Below are 23292 nucleotides of genomic sequence, written 5' to 3'. Positions count from 1 at the left end.
CATGAGAGCACCACAGTTCTGGCGACGGCTGCGCGCACAGCGCGCGGCCGTCGCGGCGGCGGCCGTCGTCGCGCTGCTCGTCCTGGTCGCGCTCGGCGCGCCACTGCTCACCGCCCTGGAGGGCCAGGACCCGACCACCTACCACCCGAAGCTCATCGACTCCGCGCGCGGGGGCGTGCCCATCGGCTCCTTCGGCGGTGCCGGCGCCGACCACTGGCTCGGCGTCGAACCGCAGACCGGGCGCGACCTGTTCGCCCGCCTCGTCTACGGAGCGCGCGTCTCGCTGGGCGTCGCGCTCGCCGCGACCCTCATCCAGGTGCTGCTCGGCGTCGCCGTCGGCATCGCGGCAGGGCTCGGCAACCGCTGGGTCGACCAGGCGCTGAGCCGGGCCACCGACGTCATCGTGGCGATGCCGCTGATGATCCTCTCGCTCGCGCTGATGGCGATCGTGCCCGGCGGATTCCCGCGGCCCGTCCTCGTCGCGCTGGTCATCGGGCTCGTCGCCTGGGGCAACATGGCGAAGGTCGTGCGGGCGAAGACCATCACGCTCAAGGAGCTCGACCACGTGGCCGCGGCCCGGCTCAGCGGCTGGCGCACCGCGCAGATCGCCCGCCGCGAGCTGCTGCCCGCGCTCGCGGCGCCCGTCCTCACGTATGCCGCGCTGCTCGTGCCCATGAACATCACGGTGGAGGCGGCGCTCTCCTTCCTCGGCGTCGGCGTGAAGCCGCCGACCGCGTCCTGGGGGCAGATGCTCACCTCGGCGGACGTCTGGTACCAGGCGGCGCCGCAGTACCTGCTGCTGCCCGCGGGCGCGCTGTTCGTGACCGTCCTCGCCCTGACCGTCCTCGGCGACGGGGTGCGCACCGCGCTCGACCCGCGTGCGGCCTCGCGGCTGCGGATCGGCACGGGGCGGAAGCGGGAGGAGGCGGCATGACCGGGTTCCTCAGTCGCGTGACCGGCTTCCTCAGCGGCATGGGCGGGTTCCTCCTGCGCCGTGCCGTCGCCGCCGTCGTCACCCTGTTCGCCATCTCCGTCATCATCTACGCGGTCTTCTACGTCGCTCCGGGCGACGTCGCGCAGATCACCTGCGGGCCCCGCTGCTCGCCCGAACAAGTCCGGCAGGTCGCCGGGCAGTTGAAGCTCGACGAGCCCGTGTACGTGCGCTACTGGGACTTCCTCCAGGGCATCGTGGCGGGCCGCGACTACTCCACCGGGACCGGCACCGAGCACTGCCCGGCGCCCTGCCTCGGCCTCTCCTACCAGAGCGACCAGCAGGTCACGCGGCTGATCCTGCACAAGCTCCCGGTCACCGGGTCGCTCGCGCTCGGCGCCATGGTGCTGTGGCTGATCCTCGGCGTCGGCACCGGAGTGCTCTCCGCATGGCGGCGCGGGCGGCTCACCGAGCGCGTCCTGACCGGCGTCACGCTCGCCGGGACGGCCACGCCCGTCTTCGTGATCGGCCTGGTCCTGATGATCGTCGTCTGCGGACAGCTGCAGTGGCTGCCCTTCCCGCAGTACGTGAACTTCACCGACGACCCGACGCAGTGGGCCTGGAACCTGCTCCTTCCCTGGCTGTCGCTCGCGCTCATCGAGGCCGCCAAGTACGCGCGCCTGACCCGGGCCTCGATGCTGGAGACGCTCGCCGAGGACCATGTGCGCACCTTCAGGGCGTACGGGGTCGGGGAGCGGTCCGTCATCGGGCGGCACGCCCTGAAGGGGGCGCTCGCGCCGGTCATCGCGCTGACCGCCAACGACTTCGGCACGATGTTCGGCGGGGCCGTGCTCAGCGAGACCCTCTTCGGGCTCCCCGGCATCGGGCGCGAACTCGTGCACGCCGTCAACGTCGTCGACCTGCCGGTGGTGGTCGGCCTCGTCCTGGTCACCGGCTTCTTCGTGGTGCTCGCCAACGCCGTCGCGGACGTCCTGTACGCGGTGGCCGACCGTCGGGTGGTGCTGACATGAGTCTCGTACGAACACCTCTTGTCCAAGTCGAGGACCTGACCGTGGAGTTCGGTGCCCTCAAGGCCGTCGACGGGCTCTCCTTCGCGCTCGCCGAGGGGGCGGCGCTGGGGCTCGTGGGGGAGTCGGGGTCCGGCAAGTCCACCGTGGCGGCCGCGCTGCTCGGGCTGCACCGGGGGACCGGGGCGCGGGTCGGCGGGGACGTGCGGGTCGGCGGCGTCGACCCGGGGGAGGCGTCCGACGCGGAGCTCAGGCGGCTGCGCGGCGGGACGGCCGCCATGGTCTTCCAGGACCCGCTCTCCTCGCTCGACCCGTACTACGCGGTGGGCGACCAGATCGCCGAGGTGTACCGGGTGCACACGCGGGCCTCGCGGAAGGCGGCACGCGCGCGTGCCGTCGAGGTGCTCGACCGCGTCGGCATCGCGGACGCGGCACGGCGGGCCCGCTCGCGGCCGCACGAGTTCAGCGGCGGCATGCGCCAGCGCGCGCTGATCGCCATGGCCCTCGCCTGCGAACCGCGCCTCCTCATCGCCGACGAGCCGACCACCGCGCTCGACGTGACCGTCCAGGCCCAGATCCTCGACCTGCTGCACGCGCTGCGCGCCGAGACGGGCATGGGCCTGCTCCTCGTCACCCATGACGTGGGCGTCGCCGCCGAGAGCGTGGACGACGTGCTCGTCATGCGGGGCGGCCGGGCCGTGGAGCGCGGGCCGGCCACGGAGGTGCTGCGGGCGCCCCGGGAGCCGTACACGCGCGAACTCCTCGGCGCGGTGCCGAGAGTGGACGCGGTGCGCGCCGAGCGGAAGGGCGAGCCCGGCGAGATCGTGCTCGAAGCCACCGGTCTGCGCCGGGAGTTCGGGCGCGGCAAGCGGTCGGTCGCCGCCGTCGACGGAGTGTCCCTCACCGTCCGCGCGGGCGAGACGCTCGGCGTCGTGGGCGAGAGCGGCAGCGGCAAGACCACCCTGGGCCGGATGCTCGTCGGCCTCCTCGAACCGACGTCCGGTCGACTCCGTTACGGGGGTACGGAGCAGGCCGGGCGGACGGAGCAGATGGGACGGGCGGGGCGGACCGGGCGCCGGGGCGGGGCACGCGACGTGCAGATGGTGTTCCAGGACCCGGTCTCCTCGCTCAACCCGCGCCGCTCCGTCGGCGAGTCCGTCGCCGACCCGCTGCGCGCCCGGGGCGACCGCGACGAGCGGCTGATCCGCGGGCGCGTGACGGAGCTCCTGGAGCGCGTCGGACTCGAACCGGCGCACTACGGCCGCTATCCGCACGAGTTCAGCGGCGGCCAGCGTCAGCGCGTCGGCATCGCACGGGCGCTCGCCGCCGAGCCCCGCCTGATCGTCTGCGACGAGCCCGTCTCCGCGCTCGACGTGACGACGCAGGCCCAAGTGATCGCGCTGCTCGACGAGTTGCGGAGCGAACTGGGACTCGCGCTGGTCTTCGTCGCGCACGACCTGGCGGTGGTGCGGCAGGTCAGCGACCGGGTCGCGGTGATGCGGGCGGGCCGGATCGTGGAGACCGGGACGGCCGACGAGGTGTACGACGCGCCCCAGGACCCGTACACGCGCAGCCTGTTGGCGGCCGTGCCCGCGCTCGACCCGGAAGTGGCGGCAAGCCGCCGGACGGCCCGGAGGGAGCTGGCCGCAGCCTGACGCTCCGTAACGAAAAGCCGCTCTGAGAGCGTTATAGCGCGACAGAACGCAACCGGCGCGGGAAAGTTACGGCCGTTCACCCCTTTTGGTGGCGCGATGGACAACCGTCCATCGCGCCACCGGCATGTCCGCATACGTTCGTGCCGCTGCGAGCCGCCGGGTCAACGGCGGCTCCCTGAACGGGAGATCGGGGGTGTACGCGTGCGCATCGGACTGCTTACGGAGGGTGGCTATCCGTATGTGAGCGGTGAGGCCAGGCTCTGGTGCGACCGGCTCGTGCGCGGGCTCGGGCAGCACGAGTTCGACATCTACGCGCTCAGCCGCAGCGAGGAGCAGGAGCGGCGCGGCTGGATCGAGCTGCCGCCCCAGGTGAGCCGCGTGCGGACGGCGCCGCTGTGGACGGGCGACGGCGAGGCGGGGGCGGCGGGCGCCGACGCGGCCTTCGGGCCCCGGGTCCGGTACGGGCGGCGGGCGCGGCGGCGGTTCACGGAGCTCTTCGGTGAGCTGGTGGCGGTGGTGGCGGACTCCCGTGAGTCCGGCGCCCCCGAGGACCGCTCCGGGGAGTTGGCGGACCGTTTCGGCAGCGCTCTGTACGGGCTCGCCGAGCTCGCCCGCGACGAGGGCGGCCTGGTCGGCGCCCTGCGCTCCGAGGCCGCCGTGCGCGCCCTGGAGAGCGCCTGCCGTGCGCCGGGGGCGCTGCGGGCCGCGCGGGGCGCCCGGGTGCCGGACCTGCTCGCCGTGACCGCGGAGGTCGAGCGCGCGCTGCGGCCGCTCTCCCTCGACTGGTACGAGGACGACGGGCTCGGCGCGGTCGACCTCTGCCACGCCACGTCCGGCGGCCCGGCGGCGCTCCCCGGGCTGCTCGCCCGGCACTTCGCGGGCGTACCGCTGCTCGTCACCGAGTACGGGGTGCAGCTGCGGGCCCACTATCTGGCCGCCACGGAGGCCGCGTCGAGCGCGCCGGCGCGTGCGCTGCTCGCCGCCTTCCGGGGGCGGCTCGCCGCCGAGGTGTACCGCAGGGCCACGCTCATCACCCCCGGCAACACGCACGCCCGGCGCTGGCAGGAGCGGTGCGGCGCCGAGCGAGCCAAGCTCCGCACGGTCTACCCCGGCATGGAGTCGGGGCGCTTCGGCGAGGTCGGCGAGGCCGAGGGCACCGCGGCGGCGGGCGACCCGGACACGCTCGTGTGGGTCGGGCGCATCGAGCCCGCCAAGGACCTGATCTCCCTCCTGCACGCCTTCGCCGAGGTCCGCAAGGAGGAGCCGAAGGCGCGCCTGCGGATCGTCGGGGCGCCCGGCGGCAGCGAGGAGTCCCTGAACTACCTCGCCCACTGCCGGGCCCTGGCCGCCCAGCTCTTCCCCGACGAGGCGGAGGGCGCGCACGCGGTCGGGGACAACCCCGTCTCCTTCGAGGAGATCGGCGGCCCCGAGGCGCCCGACCTCGCCGAGGCGTACGCGGCCGCGGGCGTCGTCGTCCTGTCGAGCGTGGTCGAGGGGTTCCCGATCAGCCTGGTCGAGGCCATGTTCTGCGGCCGGGCGACCGTCTCGACGGACGTCGGCGCGGTCGTCGAGGTCATCGGCGGCACCGGTCTCGTGGTGCCGCCGCGCAATCCGCGGGCGCTCGCCGAGGCGTGCGTGGCGCTGCTGCGCGACCCCGAGCGGCGCGAACGCCTGGGCGCCGCCGCGCGTGCGCGGGCGCTCGAACTCTTCACGGTCGAGCAGAACATCGCCGCCTTCCGCGCCATCTACCTGGAGATCGTCTCGCACTGCCCGGTGCGCCGGGAGGCCGTCGACGAGGCGGGCGAGCCGGTGCCGTTCGCGCACCCGGCCGAGGCGCATGTGCCGGGGCGCTGGGCGGCGACGGGCGGCTCGGGCGGATCGGCGGGAGCGCCGCGGTGGGTCGGCGACACGGACACGGACGCGGAGTTGAAGCTCAAGGGAGCAGCGGTATGACGCGGCAGGTGGACGGACCACAGGCTCCGGTCAGCCCCGGGGCGTGGGACACGCGCTCCGAAGAGGTGCTTGCGGAGGGGGCGTTGACGCCGGAGGGCGCCGGCGGAGCGGATGAGGCGGACGGGGGCGCTGCGACCCTGGTGGCCGATGCGTTCGGGGCGCTGCCGAAAGGCGTGGGTGAACGCGCGCGCGAGGACGCCGAGTTGGTGCGGGAGCCCGGCGCGTGGCGCGCCGGACCGGAGGGGCGGCCTGCCCCGCGTGCCGCCGGGGCGGCCGCGCGTACCGCCGGGGCGGATGCCCGTATCGCCGCGGTGAAGGTGCGTGCCGCGGAGGCGATGACGCGCACCGCCGCGGTGAAGGCGCCCGACGACACCGTGGAGACACGTGCCACCGCCGCCGCGAAGGAGCTGAAGGGGCCGACGGAGCCGAAGGAGCTGAAGGGGCCGAAGGGGGCCAAGGAGCCGAAGGAGCAGAAGGCCCCCAAGCGGCGCGGCGCCGCCGACCCCGTCAAAGCCCTCATGCACCGCCACCGCGAGCTGTGCGAACGGGCCGTCGACCCCCTGGAGATCGCGGCGGGCCTGGAGTCGCATGGGGTGACCGACCGGACGGCGGCGCGGTTCCGGCACCGGGACGTCTTCTCGCTCGCCGAGGAGATGTACGCGCGCGTGCCGCGTGACGAAGGGGAGGGCCGCCTTGCCGACAGCGGCGAGCTCCCGGCCTCCGAACCCGGCGCCAACACGCTTCCCGTCCACCCGCATTGGTCCCTCCTCGCACTCCTGCCCGGCCTCGCGTGCGCCCTCGTCGTGGCGGGAATCGCGCACGCCGAGGGGCAGGCGCGGCTCGCGGTCGGGCTCGGCGGCACCCTCGCCGTGTGGGTGGCCCTGCGGGTGGCCCTCCGGTTCGGGCCGCTGCGCACCGCGCACCCCGCCGTGCCCGCCACGCGCGCGTGGGTGTGCTTCCTCCTCGCGTACGCGCTGTTCGGCGACGGCCTGCTGCGGGAGGCCGTCGCCGGTGGCCCGGACGGTCCCTGGCCGTCCGCGCCCGCCGCCGCCCTCGGGCTCGCCCTCGCCGTCGCGCCCGCCGCCTGGTGCGCCCGGGTCTTCGCCGTGCGGGCCCGGGGGCGGCTCGGGGCCAGCCGCGGACTCGACGAGTTCGCGGTGTCCGTACGGCCGCTGCTCCTGGGCGTGTTCGGGCTCTACGTGGGTGTGCTCGCGCTGCTGCTCGTCGGCTCCGGGGCGCTCCTGGACGGGGTGTTCGCGGTGCCGGAGCCCGGCGCGGCCCGGGCCTCGCTCGCCGGGGCGCTCGCGCTCGGCGCGCTGCTGATGCTGGCGCGGCTGCTCGCGGTGCACGGCTTCCCGCGCGCCCCCGTCGTGCTGCTGCGCGCCGCCGGGCTCGGTGAACTCGCCGCGCTCGCCCTGGTGTTCGCCGGGCGGGTGCCCGGCTGCGGCTTCCTCGGCGCGCCGGTCGAGTCCGCCGTCGACGTCTGGGGCGCCGGGTGCGTGCCCGCCGTCCTGTGCGGCGGCGCGGCCCTGGTCCTGCTCATCCACGCGGTGCGGACGCTGACGACGGCGTCGGCCCACGCACGGCCGGGCGACGCGGGGTGAGGGTCATCCGGACCCTGTACGACCCCCGCGCCCGCCTCCCGTTACCTCCGACTCTCAGCAACACCCTGAAGGAGAACGCCAGATGACCACCCTCAGCCTCCGAGCATCCACCCCGGGAGCCGCCCGATGAGGGTGCTGCTGATCGGAGCCAACGGATACCTGGGCCGCTTCGTCGCCGACCGGCTCCTCGCCGACCCGGCCGTGCAGCTCACCGCGCTCGGCCGCGGCGACGACTCGGACGTGCGGTTCGACCTCGCCAGCGGAAGCCCCGGCGCGCTCACCCGCTTCCTGGACGCCGTCCACCCGGGCGTCGTCATCAACTGCGCGGGCGCGACCCGCGGCGGCGCCCGCGAGCTGACCCGGCACAACACGGTGGCCGTCGCCACCGTCTGCGAGGCCCTGCGGCGCAGCGGCTGCGGGGCGCGGCTCGTGCAGCTGGGCTGCGGTGCCGAGTACGGGCCGAGCCAGCCCGGCTCGTCCACCGCGGAGGACGCGGTGCCCAGGCCCGGGGGCCCGTACGGCGTCAGCAAGCTGGCGGCGACCGAGCTGGTGCTCGGCTCCGGGCTCGACGCCGTCGTCCTTCGGGTGTTCTCGCCCGCCGGGCCCGGCACCCCGGCAGGGTCCCCGCTCGGGCGGCTCGCCGAGGCCATGCGGCGCGCCATGCAGTCGGGGGACGGCGAGCTGAAGCTCGGCGGGCTCGGCGTGCAGCGGGACTTCGTCGACGTACGGGACGTCGCCCGCGCCGTGCACGCCGCCTCGCTCTCCGCCGCGCAGGGCATCGTCAACATCGGCTCGGGCCGCGCGGTGCGGCTGCGCGACGCGGCCGCCGTCCTCGCGCGCGTCGCGGGCTTCGGCGGCGCCCTGCACGAGCTGGACCACGCCCCCACCCGGACCGCCGCCATCGGCCACCCCCGCACCGATCCCGAGCACACGCCGCCCAGCGCCTACCCGTACCCGGACGGCTGCGGCAGCTGGCAGCAGGCCGATGTGCGCACCGCGCGCGACCGGCTCGGCTGGCGGCCCCGCATCAACCTCGAAGAGTCCCTCGCCGACATCTGGATGGAGGCGGCATGCCGCATCTGACCCGCGCCGCGCCGAGCCTTGCGAGCACCGAGCTGGACCTCGGCTTCGGCATCCCCGGTTTCGCGCACCCTCTGGTCGCGCCCGCCGAGTGGGCCGAACTCACCCGTCCCGGAACCCCTTTGAAGTGGGTTGTCCTGAATGTCGGGAACGGGGTGGCGGGTTCGGGCGGCCCGGCGGCCTCGGGCGGTCCGGGTGCGCGCCCCGACCCGCACTGCCTGGAGGCCGCGGGGCGGCTCCGCAACGCGGGCGTGCGTGTTCTCGGTCACGTGGACACGACGTACGGCGCCCGCTCTTTCGGCGAACTCGTCTCGGAAGCCCACCGCTACCTCGACTGGTACCAGGTCGACGGCTTCTACCTGGACCGCTGCCCGACCGAGCGCGCCGCGCTCCCGGAGGTGCGCCGGACCGTCGCCACGCTGCGGGCGCTGCGCGAGGGCGCGCACGTCGTGCTCGGGCACGGCACCCACCCGTACCCCGGATACGCGGAATCCGGCGACCAGTTGGTGACCTTCTCGGGGCCGTGGAGCGACTACCGCTGGTCGCAGGTGGCCGAGTGGACGGCCGACTATCCGGCCGACCTCTTCTGCCACTTCGTGCACGGCATGCCGCGCGGCCACCTCGACGAGGCGCTGCGCATCGCCCGCTGGCAGGGGGCCTCGACGATCTACTTCACGGACCGGATGGAGCGCGCGGGCGGCCTCGGGGCGAGCGACCCCTGGGAGGCCATGCCCGGTTACTGGGACGAAATCGTCTCGCGCATCGGACCGGGTGTCTCGGAATGAAGAAGGCCGTGGCAGTGTTACCGGAAGAACAACCGTACGTAGATACCGACCAACGGAGTCCCCGTGTCGCTGCCACCCCTGGTCGAGCCAGCTGCTGAGCTCACCGTAGACGAGGTCCGCAGGTACTCCCGCCACCTGATCATCCCGGACGTCGGGATGGACGGGCAGAAGCGGCTGAAGAACGCCAAGGTGCTGTGTGTGGGCGCCGGTGGCCTCGGGTCGCCGGCGCTGATGTACCTGGCCGCCGCCGGTGTCGGCACGCTCGGCATCGTGGAGTTCGACGAGGTCGACGAGTCGAACCTGCAGCGCCAGATCATCCACAGCCAGGCCGACATCGGCCGCTCGAAGGCGGAGTCCGCGAAGGACACCGTCCTCGGCATCAACCCGTACGTGAACGTGATCCTTCACGAAGAGCGGCTCGAGGCCGAGAACGTGATGGACATCTTCAGCCAGTACGACCTGATCGTGGACGGCACGGACAACTTCGCCACCCGCTACCTGGTCAACGACGCGTGCGTGCTCCTGAACAAGCCGTACGTGTGGGGCTCGATCTACCGCTTCGACGGCCAGGCGTCCGTCTTCTGGTCCGAGCACGGCCCCTGCTACCGCTGCCTCTACCCGGAGCCCCCGCCGCCCGGCATGGTCCCGTCGTGCGCCGAGGGCGGCGTGCTCGGCGTGCTGTGCGCGTCCATCGGCTCGATCCAGGTCACCGAGGCGATCAAGGTCCTGGCCGGCGTGGGCGACCCGCTGGTCGGCCGCCTGATGATCTACGACGCCCTGGAGATGCAGTACCGCCAGGTCAAGGTCCGCAAGGACCCGAACTGCGCGGTCTGCGGCGAGAACCCGACGGTCACCGAGCTCATCGACTACGAGGCGTTCTGCGGCGTCGTGTCGGACGAGGCCCAGGAGGCGGCTCTCGGCTCGACGATCACTCCCAAGCAGCTCAAGGAGTGGATCGACGAGGGCGAGAACATCGAGATCATCGACGTCCGCGAGCAGAACGAGTACGAGATCGTCTCGATCCCGGGCGCCAAGCTGATCCCCAAGAACGAGTTCCTCATGGGCAACGCCCTGCAGGACCTTCCGCAGGACAAGAAGATCGTCTTGCACTGCAAGACGGGCGTCCGCTCGGCGGAGGTCCTCGCCGTCCTGAAGTCGGCGGGCTTCGCGGACGCGGTGCACGTGGGCGGCGGCGTGATCGGGTGGGTCAACCAGATCGAGCCCGACAAGCCGGTCTACTGAGCGTCGCAGCTGTGTGAGTGGGGCCCCGTACCGGGTTGGTACGGGGCCCCACTCGTCGTCGAGCCCGCTCAGTTCTCGCAGACCGTGCCGTCCTTCGGGACGGTGCCCTTCAGCAAGTAGTCGTTCACCGAGTCGTCCACGCAGTTGCTGCCGCTCCCGTACGCCCCGTGGCCCTCGCCCTTCCAGGTCAGCTCGACGCCCACGCCCTTGCCGAGCTCGTCGGCCATCCTGCGGGCGCCCTCGTACGGCGTCGCCGGGTCGCCCGTGTTGCCGACGACGAGGATGGGGGCGGCGCCCGGGGCGCTCACCTCGGGGTTCTCGACCTGGCCCGGGACCGGCCAGTCATGGCACCAGCCCGCCGTGTCCCACGCCATGAAGGCGCCGAAGACCGGGGAGATCTTCTCGAAGTCGGGCACCGAGCGCTTCGCCTCCGCCGGTGTGGGCCGCTTCTTGTCGTCGAGGCAGGAGATCGCGCGCTGGGAGTGGCTCTGGGTGCTGTAGCGGCCCGACGCGTCCCGTTCGTTGTACGCGTCCGCCAGCTCCAGGAGCGGGCCGCCCTTGCCCTCCTCCGCCTCCGCGAGGGCGCGGGTCAGGGCGGGCCAGCTCTGCCTGCTGTAGAGCGTGACCGTGATGCCGGTGATGGCGAGCGACTCCGTGAGCTTGCGGTCCGAGCCGGTCGGCAGGGGCTTCGCGTCGATGCGCTTCAGGAGCTTCACGACCTTCTCGGAGCCCGCCTTCGGGTCCTGGCCCTGCGCCGTGAAGTAGTTGTCCAGGGCGCGCTGGAAGCCCCGCGCCTGGTTCTTGGAGTGGCCGACCGTGTCCGCGCTCGGGTCGACGACCGCGTCCAGGGTCAGCCGGCCCACCTTCTTGGGAAACAAGTGGGCGTAGACGCCGCCCAGTTCGGTGCCGTACGAGATGCCCAGGTAGTGCAGCTTGTCGTCGCCGAGGACCTGGCGCATCAGGTCCATGTCGCGGGCCGCGTCCTGCGTGGAGACGTGCCCGATGAGCTTGGCGTTGTCCCGCGCGCAGCCCGTGCCGAACGCCTTCGCGTCCTTGAAGTACGCCGCCTGCTCGGCCGCGGTGTCCGGGGTGAGGTCGAGGCCCTCGGCCGCCTGTGTCTCCTTGTCGCTGCGGCAGCGCACGCCCTCGCTCGCGGCGACCCCGCGCGGGTCGAAGCTCACCAGGTCGTACCGCTCGCGCAGCTTGCTGTAGGAGTCGGCGAAGGAGGGGAGCATGGAGACTCCGGAGCCGCCGGGGCCGCCGAAGTTGAACAGCAGGGAGCCGATGCGGTCCTTCTGGTCGCCCGTGGCCGCCGCGCGGATCAGGGCGACGCCGATCGTCTCGCCCTTCGGCTTCGTGTAGTCCAGCGGGACCTTGAGGGTGGCGCACTGCCACTCGGAGCCCGGCGCCGCGGCGCCCTTCACGGCCTTGCAGGGCCCCCAGTCCGGCTTCTGCGTGGTGAGGGAGGCGGGCAGGGCGGAGTCCGGGTCCGGCTTGGCGGAGGGGGTGGTGGGGGCCGGCCGCTTGTCGTCGCCCTTCCCGTCGCCGGACGACGAGCCGCAGCCCGCGGCGAGCCCCGCCATCAGAACTCCTGCGGCGGCCAGAGCTGCTGACCGTACGAAACGTGGCACAGGCGCTTCCCCCCTCGGAAGACAGTCAGGCCATAGTAGGCGGGGCCACCGACAGCGCCCCTGGCGGGCGGCCCCGTTCCGTCATGCGCAGACCGTGCGTGGTGTCAGGCGTGGACCGTGCCCGGTCTCAGGCGTGGGCCGTGCTCACCGTCACGCGCAGACCGTGCCCGCCTTCGGCACCGTCCCGTCCAGCAGATAGCTGTTCACGTTGTCGCGCACACAGGTGTTCTTGCTGTCGTACGCGCCGTGGCCCTGGCCCTTGTACGTGAGCTCGACGCCGACGCCCTTGCCGAGCGCGTCCGCCATCTTCTTCGCGCCTTCGTAGGGCGTCGCCGGGTCACCGGTGTTGCCGATGACGACGATGGGCGGCGCCCCCTGGGCGCTCACGTCCGGGTGGTCGGCCTGGCCCTCGACCGCCCACTTCGTGCAGCCGACCATGCCCCAGGCCAGGTAGTCGCCGAAGAGCGGGGACGCCTCGCGGAACCGGGGGAGCTTCTGCTCCACGTACGCGGTGTCGTAACGCGCCTTGTCGTCCGAGCAGTTGATGGCGACGTTGGCCGCCTGGATGTTGCTGTACTCGCCGTTCTCGCTGCGCCCGTTCATGGAGTCGGAGAGCGCCATCAGGATCTTCCCGTCGCCGTCGTACGCCTGCTCAAGGCCCTCGGTGAGGTACGGCCAGAAGTCCTGGGAGTACAGCGACTGCGCGATGCCGTTGGTCGCCGCGGTCTGGGTCAGCCGGCGCGGCGGGATGCCCTTGATGGGCTCGGCGTCCAGGTCCTCGAGCAGCTTCGCGATCTTGTCCTTGACGTCCTGCGCGGTGTCGCCGACGGGGCAGTCGTCCACCTTCGAGGTGCAGTCCTCGGCGAAGTTGTCGAGGGCGAGCTGGAAGCCCTTGGCCTGCCCGAGGGAGCCCTCTTCGGGGGTCTGGGTGGGGTCCACGACGGCGTCGAAGACGGCCCGGCCCACCTTCTTGGGGAACAAGTGGGCGTAGACGCCGCCCAGTTCGGTGCCGTACGAGATGCCGAAGTAGTGCAGCTTGTCGTCGCCGAGGACCTGGCGCATCAGGTCCATGTCGCGGGCCGCGTCGGTGGTGCGGACGTGCGGCAGGACCTTGCCGGAGTTCTTGTCGCAGGCGTTGTTGAAGGCGGTGACGTTCTCGACGAGCTTCTTCTTCTCGGCGTCGTCGTCGGGCGTGGAGTCCTGCTGGAAGTAGGTGTCCAGCTGCTCGTCGTCCTCGCACTCGACGGGAGCGCTGCGGCCCACCCCGCGCGGGTCGAAGCTCACCAGGTCGTAGCGGGTGCGCAGCTTCGCGTAGTCCGTGCCGAACGCGGGCAGCGTGGTGACTCCGGAGCCGCCGGGGCCGCCGAAGTTGAACACGAGGGAGCCGATGCGGTCCTTCTTGTCGCCGCTCGCCGTGGCTCGGATCAGCGCCAGGTCGACGGTGTCTCCCTTGGGCTTCGTCCAGTCGAGGGGCGCCTTCATGGTGGCGCACTCCCACTCGGCGCCGCCGGGCAGCGGGGACGGGGCCGAGCCGCCGCCCTCGGCCGCGGAGGGGGCGGGGCACGCCTTCCAGCTGAGCTTCTGGGCCGGGAGGTCCTCGTCCTTCTTGTCGCCGTCGCTGGAGCACGCCGCGAGCGCGGCGGAGAGCAGGACGGCGGTGGCGGCCAGAGCGGTGGCGCGCGGGTGGCGGTTCGGCATGACCCCCATCCTGCGGCGGGCGGGGGCGGTGCGCTCGGGGCGCGGGCCGTGTGGGTGAGGCCCCTGCGGAGCCCGCCGCGCTCAGCCCTCGCTGATCCGGCGGGCCGCCGCCGTCCCCGTCGCCACGCAGGCCGCCACGCCCACGCCCTCGTACGCCGCGCCGCACAGCTCCAGGCCCGGCAGCTTGTCGACCGCCTCACGGATCCTGGCGACCCGCTCCAGGTGGCCCACGCCGTACTGCGGCAGCCCGCGGTCCCAGCGGGTCACGCGCGCGGCGACGGGCTCTCCGATGGCGCCGATCGCCTGGTGCAGCTCGGCGACGGACGTACGGATCAGATGGCGGTCCGGGACGGCGAGCCGGTGCTCCTCGCCGAAGCGCCCCACGGAGGTGCGCAGGAGGAACAAGGAGGGGTCGGCGTCGCCCTGCCAGGCCCACTTGTTGGAGAGGAAGGTCGCGGCCTTGATGGTGTGCCCGTCGACGGCGGGTACGAGGAAGCCGTTGCCTTCGGGGAGGGCGCTGATGTGCGACTTGGAGAGCGCGTTGGCGCGCGAGAAGGCCATGGTGATCACTGCGCTGCTGGCGTGCGGGATCGAGGCCAGCTCGTCCTCGGCGGCCGGGGAGTGCGGGCGCAGGAGCTCGGCGGCGGTGTACGCGGGCAGCGCGAGGATCACCGCGTCGGCCTCCATGAGGAGCTGTCCGTCGCCGGTGCGGGCCAGTACGCGCCACCCTCCCTTGGGCGTGCGCCGCAGCTCGCATGCGCGCGTGCCGGTGAGGATGCGGGCACCGCCGGCCGCGGCCACCTTGAGGGCGAGCCGTCCGGTGCCGCCGCGCAGGCCCTGGACGGGGACGGGGCGGGGGCGGGAGGGGGCGGCGGGAGCGGCTCCCGGGGCGGCGCCGGGGTGGGCTCCTGCGGGGGTGCCCGAGGGGGTGCCTGCGGGGGCGCCCGAGGGGGTGCTTGAGGGAGCGCCCGACATCGCCGTGCGCAGCGCCGCGATCAGTGAGCCGCCGCGTTCCGCCACGGCCGCGACGCGCGGCAGCGTCGCCCGCAGGGAGAGCCGGTCGGCGCGGCCCGCGTACACGCCGCCGAGCATGGGCTCGACGAGGCGCTCCATGGCCTCCTGGCCGAGCCGCCCGCTGAGGTACTCCGCGACGGACACGTCGACGTCGGCGGGGAGCCGCTCGCCCGGCAGGGACTCCTCCTGGCGCAGCCGGGCCGCCCCCTCCTCGGACAGCAGCCCGGTGCCCCGGATCGCCGCCGGGTCCGTCGGGATCCCCATGACGTGGCCCTTCGGGAGCGGGCGCAGGGCGCCGCCGGCCCAGAAGGTGGTGGGGGCGGGGGCGGGGTCGCACAGGGCGTCGCCGAGGCCGACCTCCTGGGCGAGCCGGACGGCCTCCGGGCGCAGGGCCATGATCGACTCGGCGCCCTCGTCGACGGGGGCGCCCGCGAGGGTGCCGGTGCGCAGCTTGCCGCCGACGCGCGGGCCGGCCTCCAGGACGGTGACGTCCGCGCTGTCGCGCAGCTCCCACGCGGCGGCGAGTCCGCTGATGCCGCCGCCGATGACGATCACTGAACGCATGAGTGTTTCTCCCTGCCGGGCGCCAGGGTCCGCACGTACGACGGGCCTCCCTGATCACGCTACGAGCCCTCGGAGCAGCGCATTCCCGGCGAAGGTCCCGCGGGGGAGGTCTCAAGTCCCGGGACGGGCACGGGGAACGGGCCGTCGGCCGGGCGGGGCACGGCGACTAGTTCTTTCGGCCAGAGCTGTCGGTCACTTCCTGCGGGCCGGTCATTTCCTGCGGGCCGGTAACTTCCTGCGGGCCGGTCACTTCCTACGGAGTGGCCAACAGCTCCCGCAGCTCCTCCTGGTGCGCGAAGCTGCCCGGCCGGTACGCGCACCACGGATCCGCGGCGAGCACCCGCCCGGTCGCCCCGTAGGCACGCGAACGGGAGCCGCCGCACACGGAGTTGAACTCGCATTGGCCGCACTTGCCGCCGAGCAGCGCGGGGTCCCGCAGCGTCGTGAAGAGCGCCGAGCCCCGGTAGATGTCGACCAGGGGGTGGTGCTTCACGTTGCCCGCCGACAGCGGCAGGAAGCCGCTGGGGTGCACCTCTCCGGTGTGCGACACGAAGACGAATCCGCGCCCCGAGCCGACGTCCATGGGCGGGCGCCGCACCGCGCGCCGCTCGCCGTCGAAGAGCCCCAGCACGCGCGCGCGTGCCGTGAGCCGCGCGTACAGGGGGCCCAACTCGGGCTTCTCGCCGTGCCGTTCCATGATCGTCCGCTGGAGGGCGACCCGCCGGAAGTGATGGCCCTCGGTGGTCTTCGTGGCCATGACCGCACCCGTGTCGTACAGGAAGTGCAGCACGTCCTCGACCTCGTCGGCGCCGAGCGCGGAGAGCTGTTCGCCGCGGCCGGTCGGCACCAGCACGAAGCCGCTCCACAGCATCGCGCCCTCGCGCCGCACCAGCGCCGCGATGTCCGCGAGGTCCTCCAGGCTGTTGCGGGTCACGGTCGTGTTGACCTGCACCTTGAGGCCGAGCTCACGCGCCGTGCGCCAGCCCTCCAGGGTCCACTCGAAGACCCCGTCGACACCCCGGAAGGCGTCGTGCCGCTCGGCCGTCGAGCCGTCGACGCTCAGCGACAGGGCGACGGCGCCCGCGTCCCGTACGGCCGTCAGATTGGCCCGGTCCAGCGTCGGTGTGCCCGAGGGCGACACCGCGACGCGCAGGCCGAGCGAGGCGCCGTACGCGATCAGGTCGGTGAGGTCGGGCCGCTGGAAGGGGTCGCCCCCGGTGATGACGAAGAGGGGGCTCGGCTTCCCGAAGGCGGCGATCTGGTCCATGAGGCGGCGGGCGTCCGCGCCGTCCAGCTCGCCCGGGTTCCGGTCGGGCTGCGCCTCGGCCCGGCAGTGCAGGCAGGCCAGCGGGCACGCGCGCGTGGCCTCCCAGATGACGATGAAGGGGCGCTCGGCGGTGGAGTGCCGGGGGCGCCGGACGACGCGTTCCGTCCGGCCCGTGGCCTTGGGGCGGGTGCTCACGAGACACGCTCCCAGCCCCGCTTGGGCTCGCGGTTGGCGAGCAGCTTCGGGTCCCGCGCGCGGTAGACCACGTACGGCCTGAAGAGGTACTTGAAGGGGGCGCTGAACATGTGCGCGAGGCGGGAGAACGGGATCAGCGCGAACAGCGCGAACCCGAAGACGATGTGCAGCTTGAAGGCGAGCGGCGCGGCGCCCATCAGGTGGTAGTCGGGCTGCAGCGTGAACAGGCTGCGGAACCAGACGGAGATGCCCTCGCGGTAGTTGTAGTCGACCGCCCCGGTGGAGTTGAGGACGGTCGCGATCAGGCCGAGCGCCATGGCGCCGAGCAGCACCGTGTACATCAGGTGGTCACTACGGAGGGTGGCCCTGCGCACGGCGGGCACCGTGAAGCGCCGGTAGACCAGGATCCCGATGCCGGCGGCCGCGGCGACCCCGGCGACGGCACCGGTCGAGACGGCCATCAGGTGGTACGTGTGGTCGTCGACGCCCACCGCGTCGGTCCAGGAGTCGGGGATCACCAGGCCGACGACGTGGCCGAGCACCACGAAGGCCATGCCGAAGTGGAACAGCGGCGAGCCGATGCGCAGCAGGCGCGACTCGTGCAGCTGCGAGGAGTGCGTGGTCCAGCCGAACCGGTCGTAGCGGGCGCGCCAGACGAGGCCCGCCACGAGGAGGGTGACGGCGACGTAGGGCAGCACGCCCCACAGGATGAGGTCCATTACGCCGGGGTCCTTTCCGGGACGGTGGGCCAGGGGAGTTCGACTCCGGGGCCGAAGGGCTCCAGGCCGACGGTCTCGCGGGGCGGCCCGCTGCGGGCGAGGGCCTTCGCCTCCGCCTTCGTGGTGGGCGAGGGCCCGGGGAGCGTTGCGCAGACCGCTTCGAGCACGCGCGCGTAGGGGGTGCCGAAGTCGGTGACGGCGAGGCGCAGCAGTTCGAGTCCGGCGCGGTGCTCCTCCAGGAGCTCCGTGCCCGCGGCCTCTTCGTGCGCGGCGAACTCCAGCAGCACCGGCAGGAAGTCCGGGAGTTCCTCGGAGGCGAACTCCAGGCCGTGCTCCCGGTAGACCTGCTTGACGCGCACCAGGGAGAGACCGCGGTTGCGGGTGTCGCCGTCCGTCCACCACGTCAGGTAGAGGCAGCGCCGGTTGCGGGTGTCGAAGACCTCCGTGTAGTGCGCGGCGAGGTCCAAGGGCCGCTCCGTGCGCGCGTGGTCGATGAACTCGCGCAGCAAGGGGTGGTGTTCGGCCGCTTCGTAGAGGTGGTCCAGATCCGCGTGGAGGCGCTCGTCCGGGTACTGGAGCAGCCGCCCCGCGACCAGACGTGCGACGGCGTCGGCGTTCACGCGCTCCTCCGGGTGGGGCTCAGGTTGAGCAGTACGCGCTCCTTGGGGGCCTCGCCCACGGGACAGTCGTCGTCCAAGGGGTGCGCGTCGGCCAGCGCGTCCGCGTCCGCGCGCGCGGTCGTCGGAATCACGTACCGGTCCTCGTACTTGGCGATCGCGAGCAGCCGGAACATGTCCTGGAGCTCCTCGCCGGTGAGCCCCACGGAGGCCGCCACGGACTCGTCCGCGCCCTGGCCGAGGTTGATGCCCCGCATGTACGACCGCATGGCCGCCATGCGCCGCAGCACGGCTTCCACGGCGTACGTGTCGCCTGCCGTGAGGAGCCCGGCCAGGTACTCGACGGGGATGCGCATGGCGTCGATCGCCCCGAAGAGGTTGCCCGCGTCCTCGCCGTCGCGCCCGGCGGCCGCGACCGCTTCCACGACCGGCGAGAGCGGCGGGACGTACCAGACCATCGGCATGGTGCGGTACTCCGGGTGCAGCGGAAGGGCCACCTGGTAGGTGCGGATCAGGTCGTGGACGGGGGAGCGGCGGGCGGCGTCGAGCCACTCGTCGGTGATGCCGCTCGCGCGCGCGGCCGCGGCCACCGCCGGGTCGTTCGGGTCGAGGAAGCACTCCAACTGCGCCGGGTAGAGGTCGTGTTCGTCCTCCACGGAGGCGGCCTCGGTCACCTTGTCGGCGTCGTAGAGCATCACTCCGAGGTAGCGCATCCGGCCGACGCACGTCTCGGAGCAGACGGTCGGCATGCCCGCCTCCAGGCGCGGGAAGCACAGGGTGCACTTCTCGGCCTTGCCGGTGGAGTGGTTGAAGTAGACCTTCTTGTACGGGCATCCGCTGACGCACATCCGCCAGCCCCTGCACGTGTCCTGGTCGACCAGGACGATGCCGTCCTCCGCGCGCTTGTACATGGCGCCGGACGGGCACGAGGAGACGCACGCCGGGTTCAGGCAATGCTCACACACGCGCGGGAGGTAGAACATGAAGCTCTGCTCGAACTCGAAGCGGATCTTCTCGCCCACCTCGTCGCGGATCTTCTCCACGAGCGGGTCGCGCGGCGCGTTCTGCGGGGCGCCGCCCAGGTTGTCGTCCCAGTTCGGACCCCACTCGATGGTGCCGATCGGCTCGCCCGTGGTCTGCGAGACGGGCTTGGCGACGGGCATGTCGTCGCCCGCCGGGGCGTCGGTGAGGTTCTTGTACTCGTACGTCCAGGGCTGGTAGTAGTCCGAGATCTCCGGCAGTTCGGGGTTGGCGAAGATCTGCCCGAGCCGCTTGGCGCGCCCTCCGGCCCTCAGCCGCAGCCGGCCGGACCTGGTCCGCTCCCAGCCGCCCTTCCACTTCTCCTGGTCCTCCCAGCGGCGCGGATAGCCCTGCCCGGGGAGCGTCTCGACGTTGTTGAACCAGACGTACTCCATGCCCTTGCGGTTGGTCCACGCCTGCTTGCAGGTGACCGAACAGGTGTGGCAGCCGATGCACTTGTCGAGGTTCATGACCATCGCTACCTGTGCCATGACGCGCATCAGTAGGTGACCTCCTGGTTGCGGCGGCGGATGACCGTCACCTCGTCGCGCTGGTTGCCGGTCGGGCCGAGGTAGTTGAAGGCCCAGGTCAACTGGGCGTAGCCGCCGACCAGATGGGTGGGCTTGAGCATGATCCGGGTCAGCGAGTTGTGGATGCCGCCGCGGCGCCCGGTCTTCTCGGTCTTCGGGACACCGACGGTCCGCTCCTGGGCGTGGTTCATGTAGACCGTGCCCGCGGGCATCTTGTGGGAGACGATCGCGCGGGCCGTGATGACGCCGTTGCGGTTCACGGCCTCGATCCACTCGTTGTCGCGCACCCCGATGGCCTCGGCGTCCTGCGGCGACATCCACACGGTCTGGCCGCCGCGCCCCAGCGTCATCATGAAGAGGTTGTCCTGGTACTGGGAGTGGATCGCCCACTTGTTGTGCGGCGTCAGGAAGCGCACGGCCACTTCTCTGCCGCCCGTGCCGTCCGCCGACTCCGTTTGAGAACCCAACTCGGGCTCTCCGTAGAGGCGGTGCATGTTCAGCGGCGGCTTGTACACGGGAAGCGCCTCGCCGACCTCGTGCAGCCAGTCGTGGTCGATGAAGAAGTGCTGGCGTCCGGTGAGGGTGTGCCAGGGCTTCAGGTGCTCCGTGTTGACCGTGAACGCCGTGTAGCGGCGCCCGCCCGACTCGCTGCCCGACCACTCCGGAGAGGTGATCACCGGCACCGGCTGGGCCTGCGTGTCCGCGAACGTGACGCGCTTGCCCTCGTGTTCGGCGGCGAGGTGCGCCATCTTCTGGCCGGTCTGCTTCTCCAGGGTGCGGAAACCCTGGGTGGCGAGGTGGCCGTTGGAGGTGCCGGACAGCGACAGGATCGCCTCGCAGGCGCGCTGTGCGGTGTCCAGGCGCGGGCGGCCCTCGGCGACTCCCTGTCGTACGACACCGTTCTTCGCCTTCAAGTAGGCGACGTCGTCGGTCACATCGAAGGTGACCGCCTTCGTGGTGACGCCCAGCTTGTCGACGAGCGGGCCGAGCGCCGCGAACTTCTCGCCGACCGCTCCGTAGTCGCGCTCCACGACGGCGAGGTTGTACATGGTGCGCCCCGGCACCGGCTCGCACTCGCCCTTGGCCCAGTCGAGCGCCACACCGCCGGGCTGCGCCATCTCGCCGCCGGGGGTGTCGTGCTGGAGCGCGGTGGCGACCAGGTCCTTGCGCACGCCGATGTGCTCGCCCGCCAGGTCGCTGAAGCGGCGGGCGATCGCCAGGAACGCGTCGTAGTCGCTGCGGGCCTGCCAGGGCGGGTCCACGGCCGGCGTGAAGGCGTGCAGGAAGGGGTGCATGTCGGTGGACGACAGGTCGTGCTTCTCGTACCAGGTCGCGGCGGGCAGCACGACGTCCGAGAGCAGCGTCGTCGACGTCATGCGGAAGTCCAGCGACAGCAGCAGGTCGAGCTTGCCCTCGACGTCCTCCTGGCGCCACTTCACGTCGCGCGGGGCACAACGCGGCCCGTCCTCGGGGAGGTTGGAGTGCGTGCCGAGCAGGTGCTTCAGGAAGTACTCGTTGCCCTTGGAGGAGGAGCCGAGCAGGTTGGCCCGCCACACGGTCAGCACGCGCGGCCAGTTCTCCGGCGCGTCCGGGTCCTCACAGGCGAGCTTGAGGGTGCCCTCCTTGAGCTCGTTCACGGCGGCCGCGACGGGGTCCTCCGAAGCGCCGCCCAGATCGAGGGAGTTGCGGTCGAACGTCGGGTACGAGGGCATCCAGCCCATGCGCGCGGACGCGGCCAGGCAGTCGGCGCCCGTCATCCCCGTGAAGCGGCCGTCGCCGAGCGGCGAGGCGAGCGACTCGGCGGGCAGCGTGTCGTAGCGCCACTGGTCGGTGTGGAGGTAGAACCAGCCCGCGCCGATCATCTGGCGCGGCGGCCGCGACCAGTCACCGGCGCTCGCGAGCGTCGCCCACCCGGTCACCGGACGGCACTTCTCCTGGCCCACGTAGTGGCCCCAGCCGCCGCCGTTGCGGCCCTGGCAGCCGGTCAGGGTGAGCAGGGCGAGGAAGGTCCGGTAGATGGTCTCGGAGTGGAACCAGTGGTTCGTCCCCGCGCCCATCAGGATCATGCAGCGCCCCTGCGACGCCTCGGCGGTCTCGGCGAACTCCCGTGCCACGCGCGCCGCCTGGGCCGCCGGTACGGAGGTCAACGTCTCCTGCCACGCGGGCGTGCCGGGCGCGGCCGCGTCCTCGTACGACGACGGCCACTGCCCCGGCAGCCCCGCGCGCGGGACGCCGTACTGGGCGAGCATCAGGTCGAAGACGGTGGTGACGAGGCGGCCGCCCACGCGGCGCACGGGGACACCCCGGCGCACCACTCCAGGAGTGTCCTCCTCGAAGCGCGGCAAGGAGACCTCCGCCGTCTCCACGTCGTCTCCGTAGAGGGTGAGGCGCGGAACGGTGTCTCCCAGGTCGAGATTCCACTCGGGGGTCTCCGAAGAGCCCCAGCGGTGCCCGAGCGTGCCGTTCGGGACGGTCGGCTCACCCGTCGCGTCGTCGATCAGGACGGTCTTCCAGCGGGCGTTCTCGGTGTCCTCGCCGAGGTCCGCCGCGGTGAGGAACTTGTGCGGGACCAGGCCCTTGTCGGTGTCGTCGAGGGTGATCAGGAACGGCAGATCGGTGAACTTCCGTACGTAATCACGGAAGAACGGCGTCTCCTTGTCGACGAAGAACTCCTTGAGGATGACGTGCCCCATGGAGAGCGCGAGCGCGCCGTCGGTGCCCGGGTGCGGATGCATCCACTCGTCCGCGAACTTGGTGTTGTCCGCGAAGTCGGGCGAGACGGTGACGACCTTCTGGCCGCGGTAGCGCGCCTCCGTCATCCAGTGCGCGTCCGGGGTGCGTGTGACGGGGACGTTGGAGCCCCACATCATCAGGTAGGCCGCGTCCCACCAGTCACCCGACTCCGGTACGTCGGTCTGGTCCCCGAAGACCTGCGGCGAGGCCACCGGGAGGTCCGCGTACCAGTCGTAGAAGGAGAGCATCGGGGCGCCGATGAGGGAGTGGAAGCGGGCGCCCGCGGCGTGCGAGGCCATCGACATGGCGGGAATCGGGGAGAAGCCCGCCACGCGGTCGGGGCCGTGCTCCTTGATGGTGTGCACGTGCGCGGCCGCGATGATCTCGACGGCCTCGTCCCAACTCGCCCGCACCAGGCCGCCCTTGCCGCGCGCCTTCTGGTACTTCCGGCGCCGCTCGGGGTCCTTCTGGATGTCCGCCCACGCCAGGACCGGGTCCTTCAGGCGGGCCTTCGCCTCCCGGTACATCTCCAGGAGGGTGCCGCGGACGTGCGGGTAACGCACGCGCGTGGGGGAGTACGTGTACCAGGAGAAGGAGGCGCCGCGGGGGCAGCCGCGCGGCTCGTACTCGGGACGGTCCGGGCCGACCGACGGGTAGTCGGTGGCCTGCGTCTCCCAGGTGATGACGCCGTCCTTGACGTACACCTTCCAGCGGCACGACCCCGTGCAGTTCACGCCGTGCGTGGAGTACACGACCTTGTCGTGGCTCCACCGGTCCCGGTAGAAGGACTCGCCGTCCCGGCCGCCGGTGCGCTGCACGCGGCGCAGGTCGTCGGAGACCTCGGCGGTCTTCGTGACCCGGGTGAAAAAGCTCCCGGCCTTGACGAGCGTCTCCGCTGCGCCTGGTTTCTGCTGCAACGTCACTCCTGGGCGTACACAAAACATGAGCGTGCGAAAGGCGGAAGCACGCTTGTGGCCTGCAACGACCCTAGACGCGGCGGGGGTTGGCACCCCGGGGACAAAGGTC

General features: G+C 72.5%; 16 protein-coding genes. 8 read left to right on the top strand and 8 right to left on the bottom strand.

Annotated features, from left to right (window positions below):
- The first annotated feature begins 1 nt into the window (after nucleotide 1).
- The 8 genes from ACQB60_RS37295 (at nucleotide 2) to moeZ (ending at nucleotide 10278) form a co-directional block, all read left to right on the top strand.
- Nucleotides 2-934, top strand: coding sequence for an ABC transporter permease (locus ACQB60_RS37295; RefSeq protein ID WP_496930535.1), 933 nt, complete (start codon nucleotides 2-4; stop codon nucleotides 932-934).
- On the top strand, nucleotides 931-1962 hold the full coding sequence (locus ACQB60_RS37290) for an ABC transporter permease (RefSeq protein WP_496930534.1): 1032 nt from the start codon (nucleotides 931-933) through the stop codon (nucleotides 1960-1962). The genes ACQB60_RS37295 and ACQB60_RS37290 overlap by 4 nt, the downstream gene beginning before the upstream one ends.
- Nucleotides 1959-3614, top strand: a complete 1656-nt coding sequence (locus ACQB60_RS37285) for a dipeptide ABC transporter ATP-binding protein (protein WP_496930533.1) — start codon at nucleotides 1959-1961, stop codon at nucleotides 3612-3614. The genes ACQB60_RS37290 and ACQB60_RS37285 overlap by 4 nt, the downstream gene beginning before the upstream one ends.
- Before the next feature lie 201 nt (nucleotides 3615-3815).
- On the top strand, nucleotides 3816-5567 hold the full coding sequence (locus ACQB60_RS37280; RefSeq protein ID WP_496930532.1) for a DUF3492 domain-containing protein: 1752 nt from the start codon (nucleotides 3816-3818) through the stop codon (nucleotides 5565-5567).
- Nucleotides 5564-7171, top strand: a complete 1608-nt coding sequence (locus ACQB60_RS37275; protein ID WP_496930531.1) for a hypothetical protein — start codon at nucleotides 5564-5566, stop codon at nucleotides 7169-7171. The genes ACQB60_RS37280 and ACQB60_RS37275 overlap by 4 nt, the downstream gene beginning before the upstream one ends.
- 126 nt (nucleotides 7172-7297) lie before the next feature.
- A complete protein-coding gene (locus tag ACQB60_RS37270) occupies nucleotides 7298-8254 on the top strand; it encodes an NAD-dependent epimerase/dehydratase family protein (RefSeq protein WP_496930530.1) in 957 nt (318 codons plus the stop codon).
- Nucleotides 8242-9036, top strand: a complete 795-nt coding sequence (locus tag ACQB60_RS37265; protein ID WP_496930529.1) for a spherulation-specific family 4 protein — start codon at nucleotides 8242-8244, stop codon at nucleotides 9034-9036. The genes ACQB60_RS37270 and ACQB60_RS37265 overlap by 13 nt, the downstream gene beginning before the upstream one ends.
- Before the next feature lie 63 nt (nucleotides 9037-9099).
- Nucleotides 9100-10278, top strand: coding sequence for an adenylyltransferase/sulfurtransferase MoeZ (gene moeZ / locus ACQB60_RS37260; protein WP_384846782.1), 1179 nt, complete (start codon nucleotides 9100-9102; stop codon nucleotides 10276-10278).
- Between the two features lie 68 nt (nucleotides 10279-10346).
- Here moeZ and ACQB60_RS37255 read toward each other — a convergent pair whose 3' ends face one another.
- The 8 genes from ACQB60_RS37255 to ACQB60_RS37220 form a co-directional block, all read right to left on the bottom strand.
- On the bottom strand, nucleotides 10347-11861 hold the full coding sequence (locus ACQB60_RS37255) for an alpha/beta hydrolase (protein ID WP_496930528.1): 1515 nt from the start codon (nucleotides 11859-11861) through the stop codon (nucleotides 10347-10349).
- A 198-nt stretch (nucleotides 11862-12059) separates the two neighbouring features.
- Nucleotides 12060-13607 (bottom strand): alpha/beta hydrolase, encoded by a 1548-nt coding sequence (locus ACQB60_RS37250; protein WP_496930527.1) that lies wholly within the window; start codon nucleotides 13605-13607, stop codon nucleotides 12060-12062.
- An 81-nt stretch (nucleotides 13608-13688) separates the two neighbouring features.
- Nucleotides 13689-15185 carry a protoporphyrinogen oxidase gene (hemG, locus tag ACQB60_RS37245; protein WP_496930526.1) on the bottom strand — a complete coding sequence of 499 codons (1497 nt, stop codon included), beginning with the start codon at nucleotides 15183-15185 and terminating at the stop codon, nucleotides 13689-13691.
- Between the two features lie 253 nt (nucleotides 15186-15438).
- The gene (locus ACQB60_RS37240; RefSeq protein ID WP_496930525.1) at nucleotides 15439-16647 is read right to left on the bottom strand and encodes a TIGR04053 family radical SAM/SPASM domain-containing protein; all 1209 of its coding nucleotides are present in this window, start codon (nucleotides 16645-16647) and stop codon (nucleotides 15439-15441) included.
- On the bottom strand, nucleotides 16644-17366 hold the full coding sequence (gene narI / locus ACQB60_RS37235; RefSeq protein WP_496930524.1) for a respiratory nitrate reductase subunit gamma: 723 nt from the start codon (nucleotides 17364-17366) through the stop codon (nucleotides 16644-16646). The genes ACQB60_RS37240 and narI overlap by 4 nt, the downstream gene beginning before the upstream one ends.
- Nucleotides 17366-17986: a nitrate reductase molybdenum cofactor assembly chaperone gene (gene narJ / locus ACQB60_RS37230; RefSeq protein ID WP_496930523.1), complete on the bottom strand. Its 621-nt coding sequence runs from the start codon at nucleotides 17984-17986 to the stop codon at nucleotides 17366-17368. The genes narI and narJ overlap by 1 nt, the downstream gene beginning before the upstream one ends.
- Nucleotides 17983-19503: a nitrate reductase subunit beta gene (narH, locus tag ACQB60_RS37225; protein WP_496930522.1), complete on the bottom strand. Its 1521-nt coding sequence runs from the start codon at nucleotides 19501-19503 to the stop codon at nucleotides 17983-17985. Before narH ends, narJ begins: the two co-directional genes overlap by 4 nt.
- Nucleotides 19503-23210 carry a nitrate reductase subunit alpha gene (locus tag ACQB60_RS37220; protein ID WP_496930521.1) on the bottom strand — a complete coding sequence of 1236 codons (3708 nt, stop codon included), beginning with the start codon at nucleotides 23208-23210 and terminating at the stop codon, nucleotides 19503-19505. Before ACQB60_RS37220 ends, narH begins: the two co-directional genes overlap by 1 nt.
- Between the last annotated feature and the right edge of the window lie 82 nt (nucleotides 23211-23292).

The sequence above is a fragment of the Streptomyces odontotermitis genome, from assembly GCF_050510915.1.
GTDB lineage: Bacteria > Actinomycetota > Actinomycetes > Streptomycetales > Streptomycetaceae > Streptomyces.
This window is presented reverse-complemented; position numbering and strand designations above follow the sequence as displayed.

Bases quoted from the DNA above. Each gene is read 5' to 3' on its own strand.
- ACQB60_RS37295 (WP_496930535.1), top strand. From the start codon at position 2: ATGAGAGCACCACAGTTCTGGCGACGGCTGCGCGCACAGCGCGCGGCC.
- ACQB60_RS37290 (WP_496930534.1), top strand. From the start codon at position 931: ATGACCGGGTTCCTCAGTCGCGTGACCGGCTTCCTCAGCGGCATGGGC.
- ACQB60_RS37285 (WP_496930533.1), top strand. From the start codon at position 1,959: ATGAGTCTCGTACGAACACCTCTTGTCCAAGTCGAGGACCTGACCGTG.
- ACQB60_RS37275 (WP_496930531.1), top strand. From the start codon at position 5,564: ATGACGCGGCAGGTGGACGGACCACAGGCTCCGGTCAGCCCCGGGGCG.
- ACQB60_RS37270 (WP_496930530.1), top strand. From the start codon at position 7,298: ATGAGGGTGCTGCTGATCGGAGCCAACGGATACCTGGGCCGCTTCGTC.
- ACQB60_RS37265 (WP_496930529.1), top strand. From the start codon at position 8,242: ATGCCGCATCTGACCCGCGCCGCGCCGAGCCTTGCGAGCACCGAGCTG.
- ACQB60_RS37255 (WP_496930528.1), bottom strand. From the start codon at position 11,861: ATGGCGGGGCTCGCCGCGGGCTGCGGCTCGTCGTCCGGCGACGGGAAG.
- ACQB60_RS37250 (WP_496930527.1), bottom strand. From the start codon at position 13,607: ATGCCGAACCGCCACCCGCGCGCCACCGCTCTGGCCGCCACCGCCGTC.
- hemG (WP_496930526.1), bottom strand. From the start codon at position 15,185: ATGCGTTCAGTGATCGTCATCGGCGGCGGCATCAGCGGACTCGCCGCC.
- narI (WP_496930524.1), bottom strand. From the start codon at position 17,366: ATGGACCTCATCCTGTGGGGCGTGCTGCCCTACGTCGCCGTCACCCTC.
- narH (WP_496930522.1), bottom strand. From the start codon at position 19,503: ATGCGCGTCATGGCACAGGTAGCGATGGTCATGAACCTCGACAAGTGC.
- ACQB60_RS37220 (WP_496930521.1), bottom strand. From the start codon at position 23,210: ATGTTTTGTGTACGCCCAGGAGTGACGTTGCAGCAGAAACCAGGCGCA.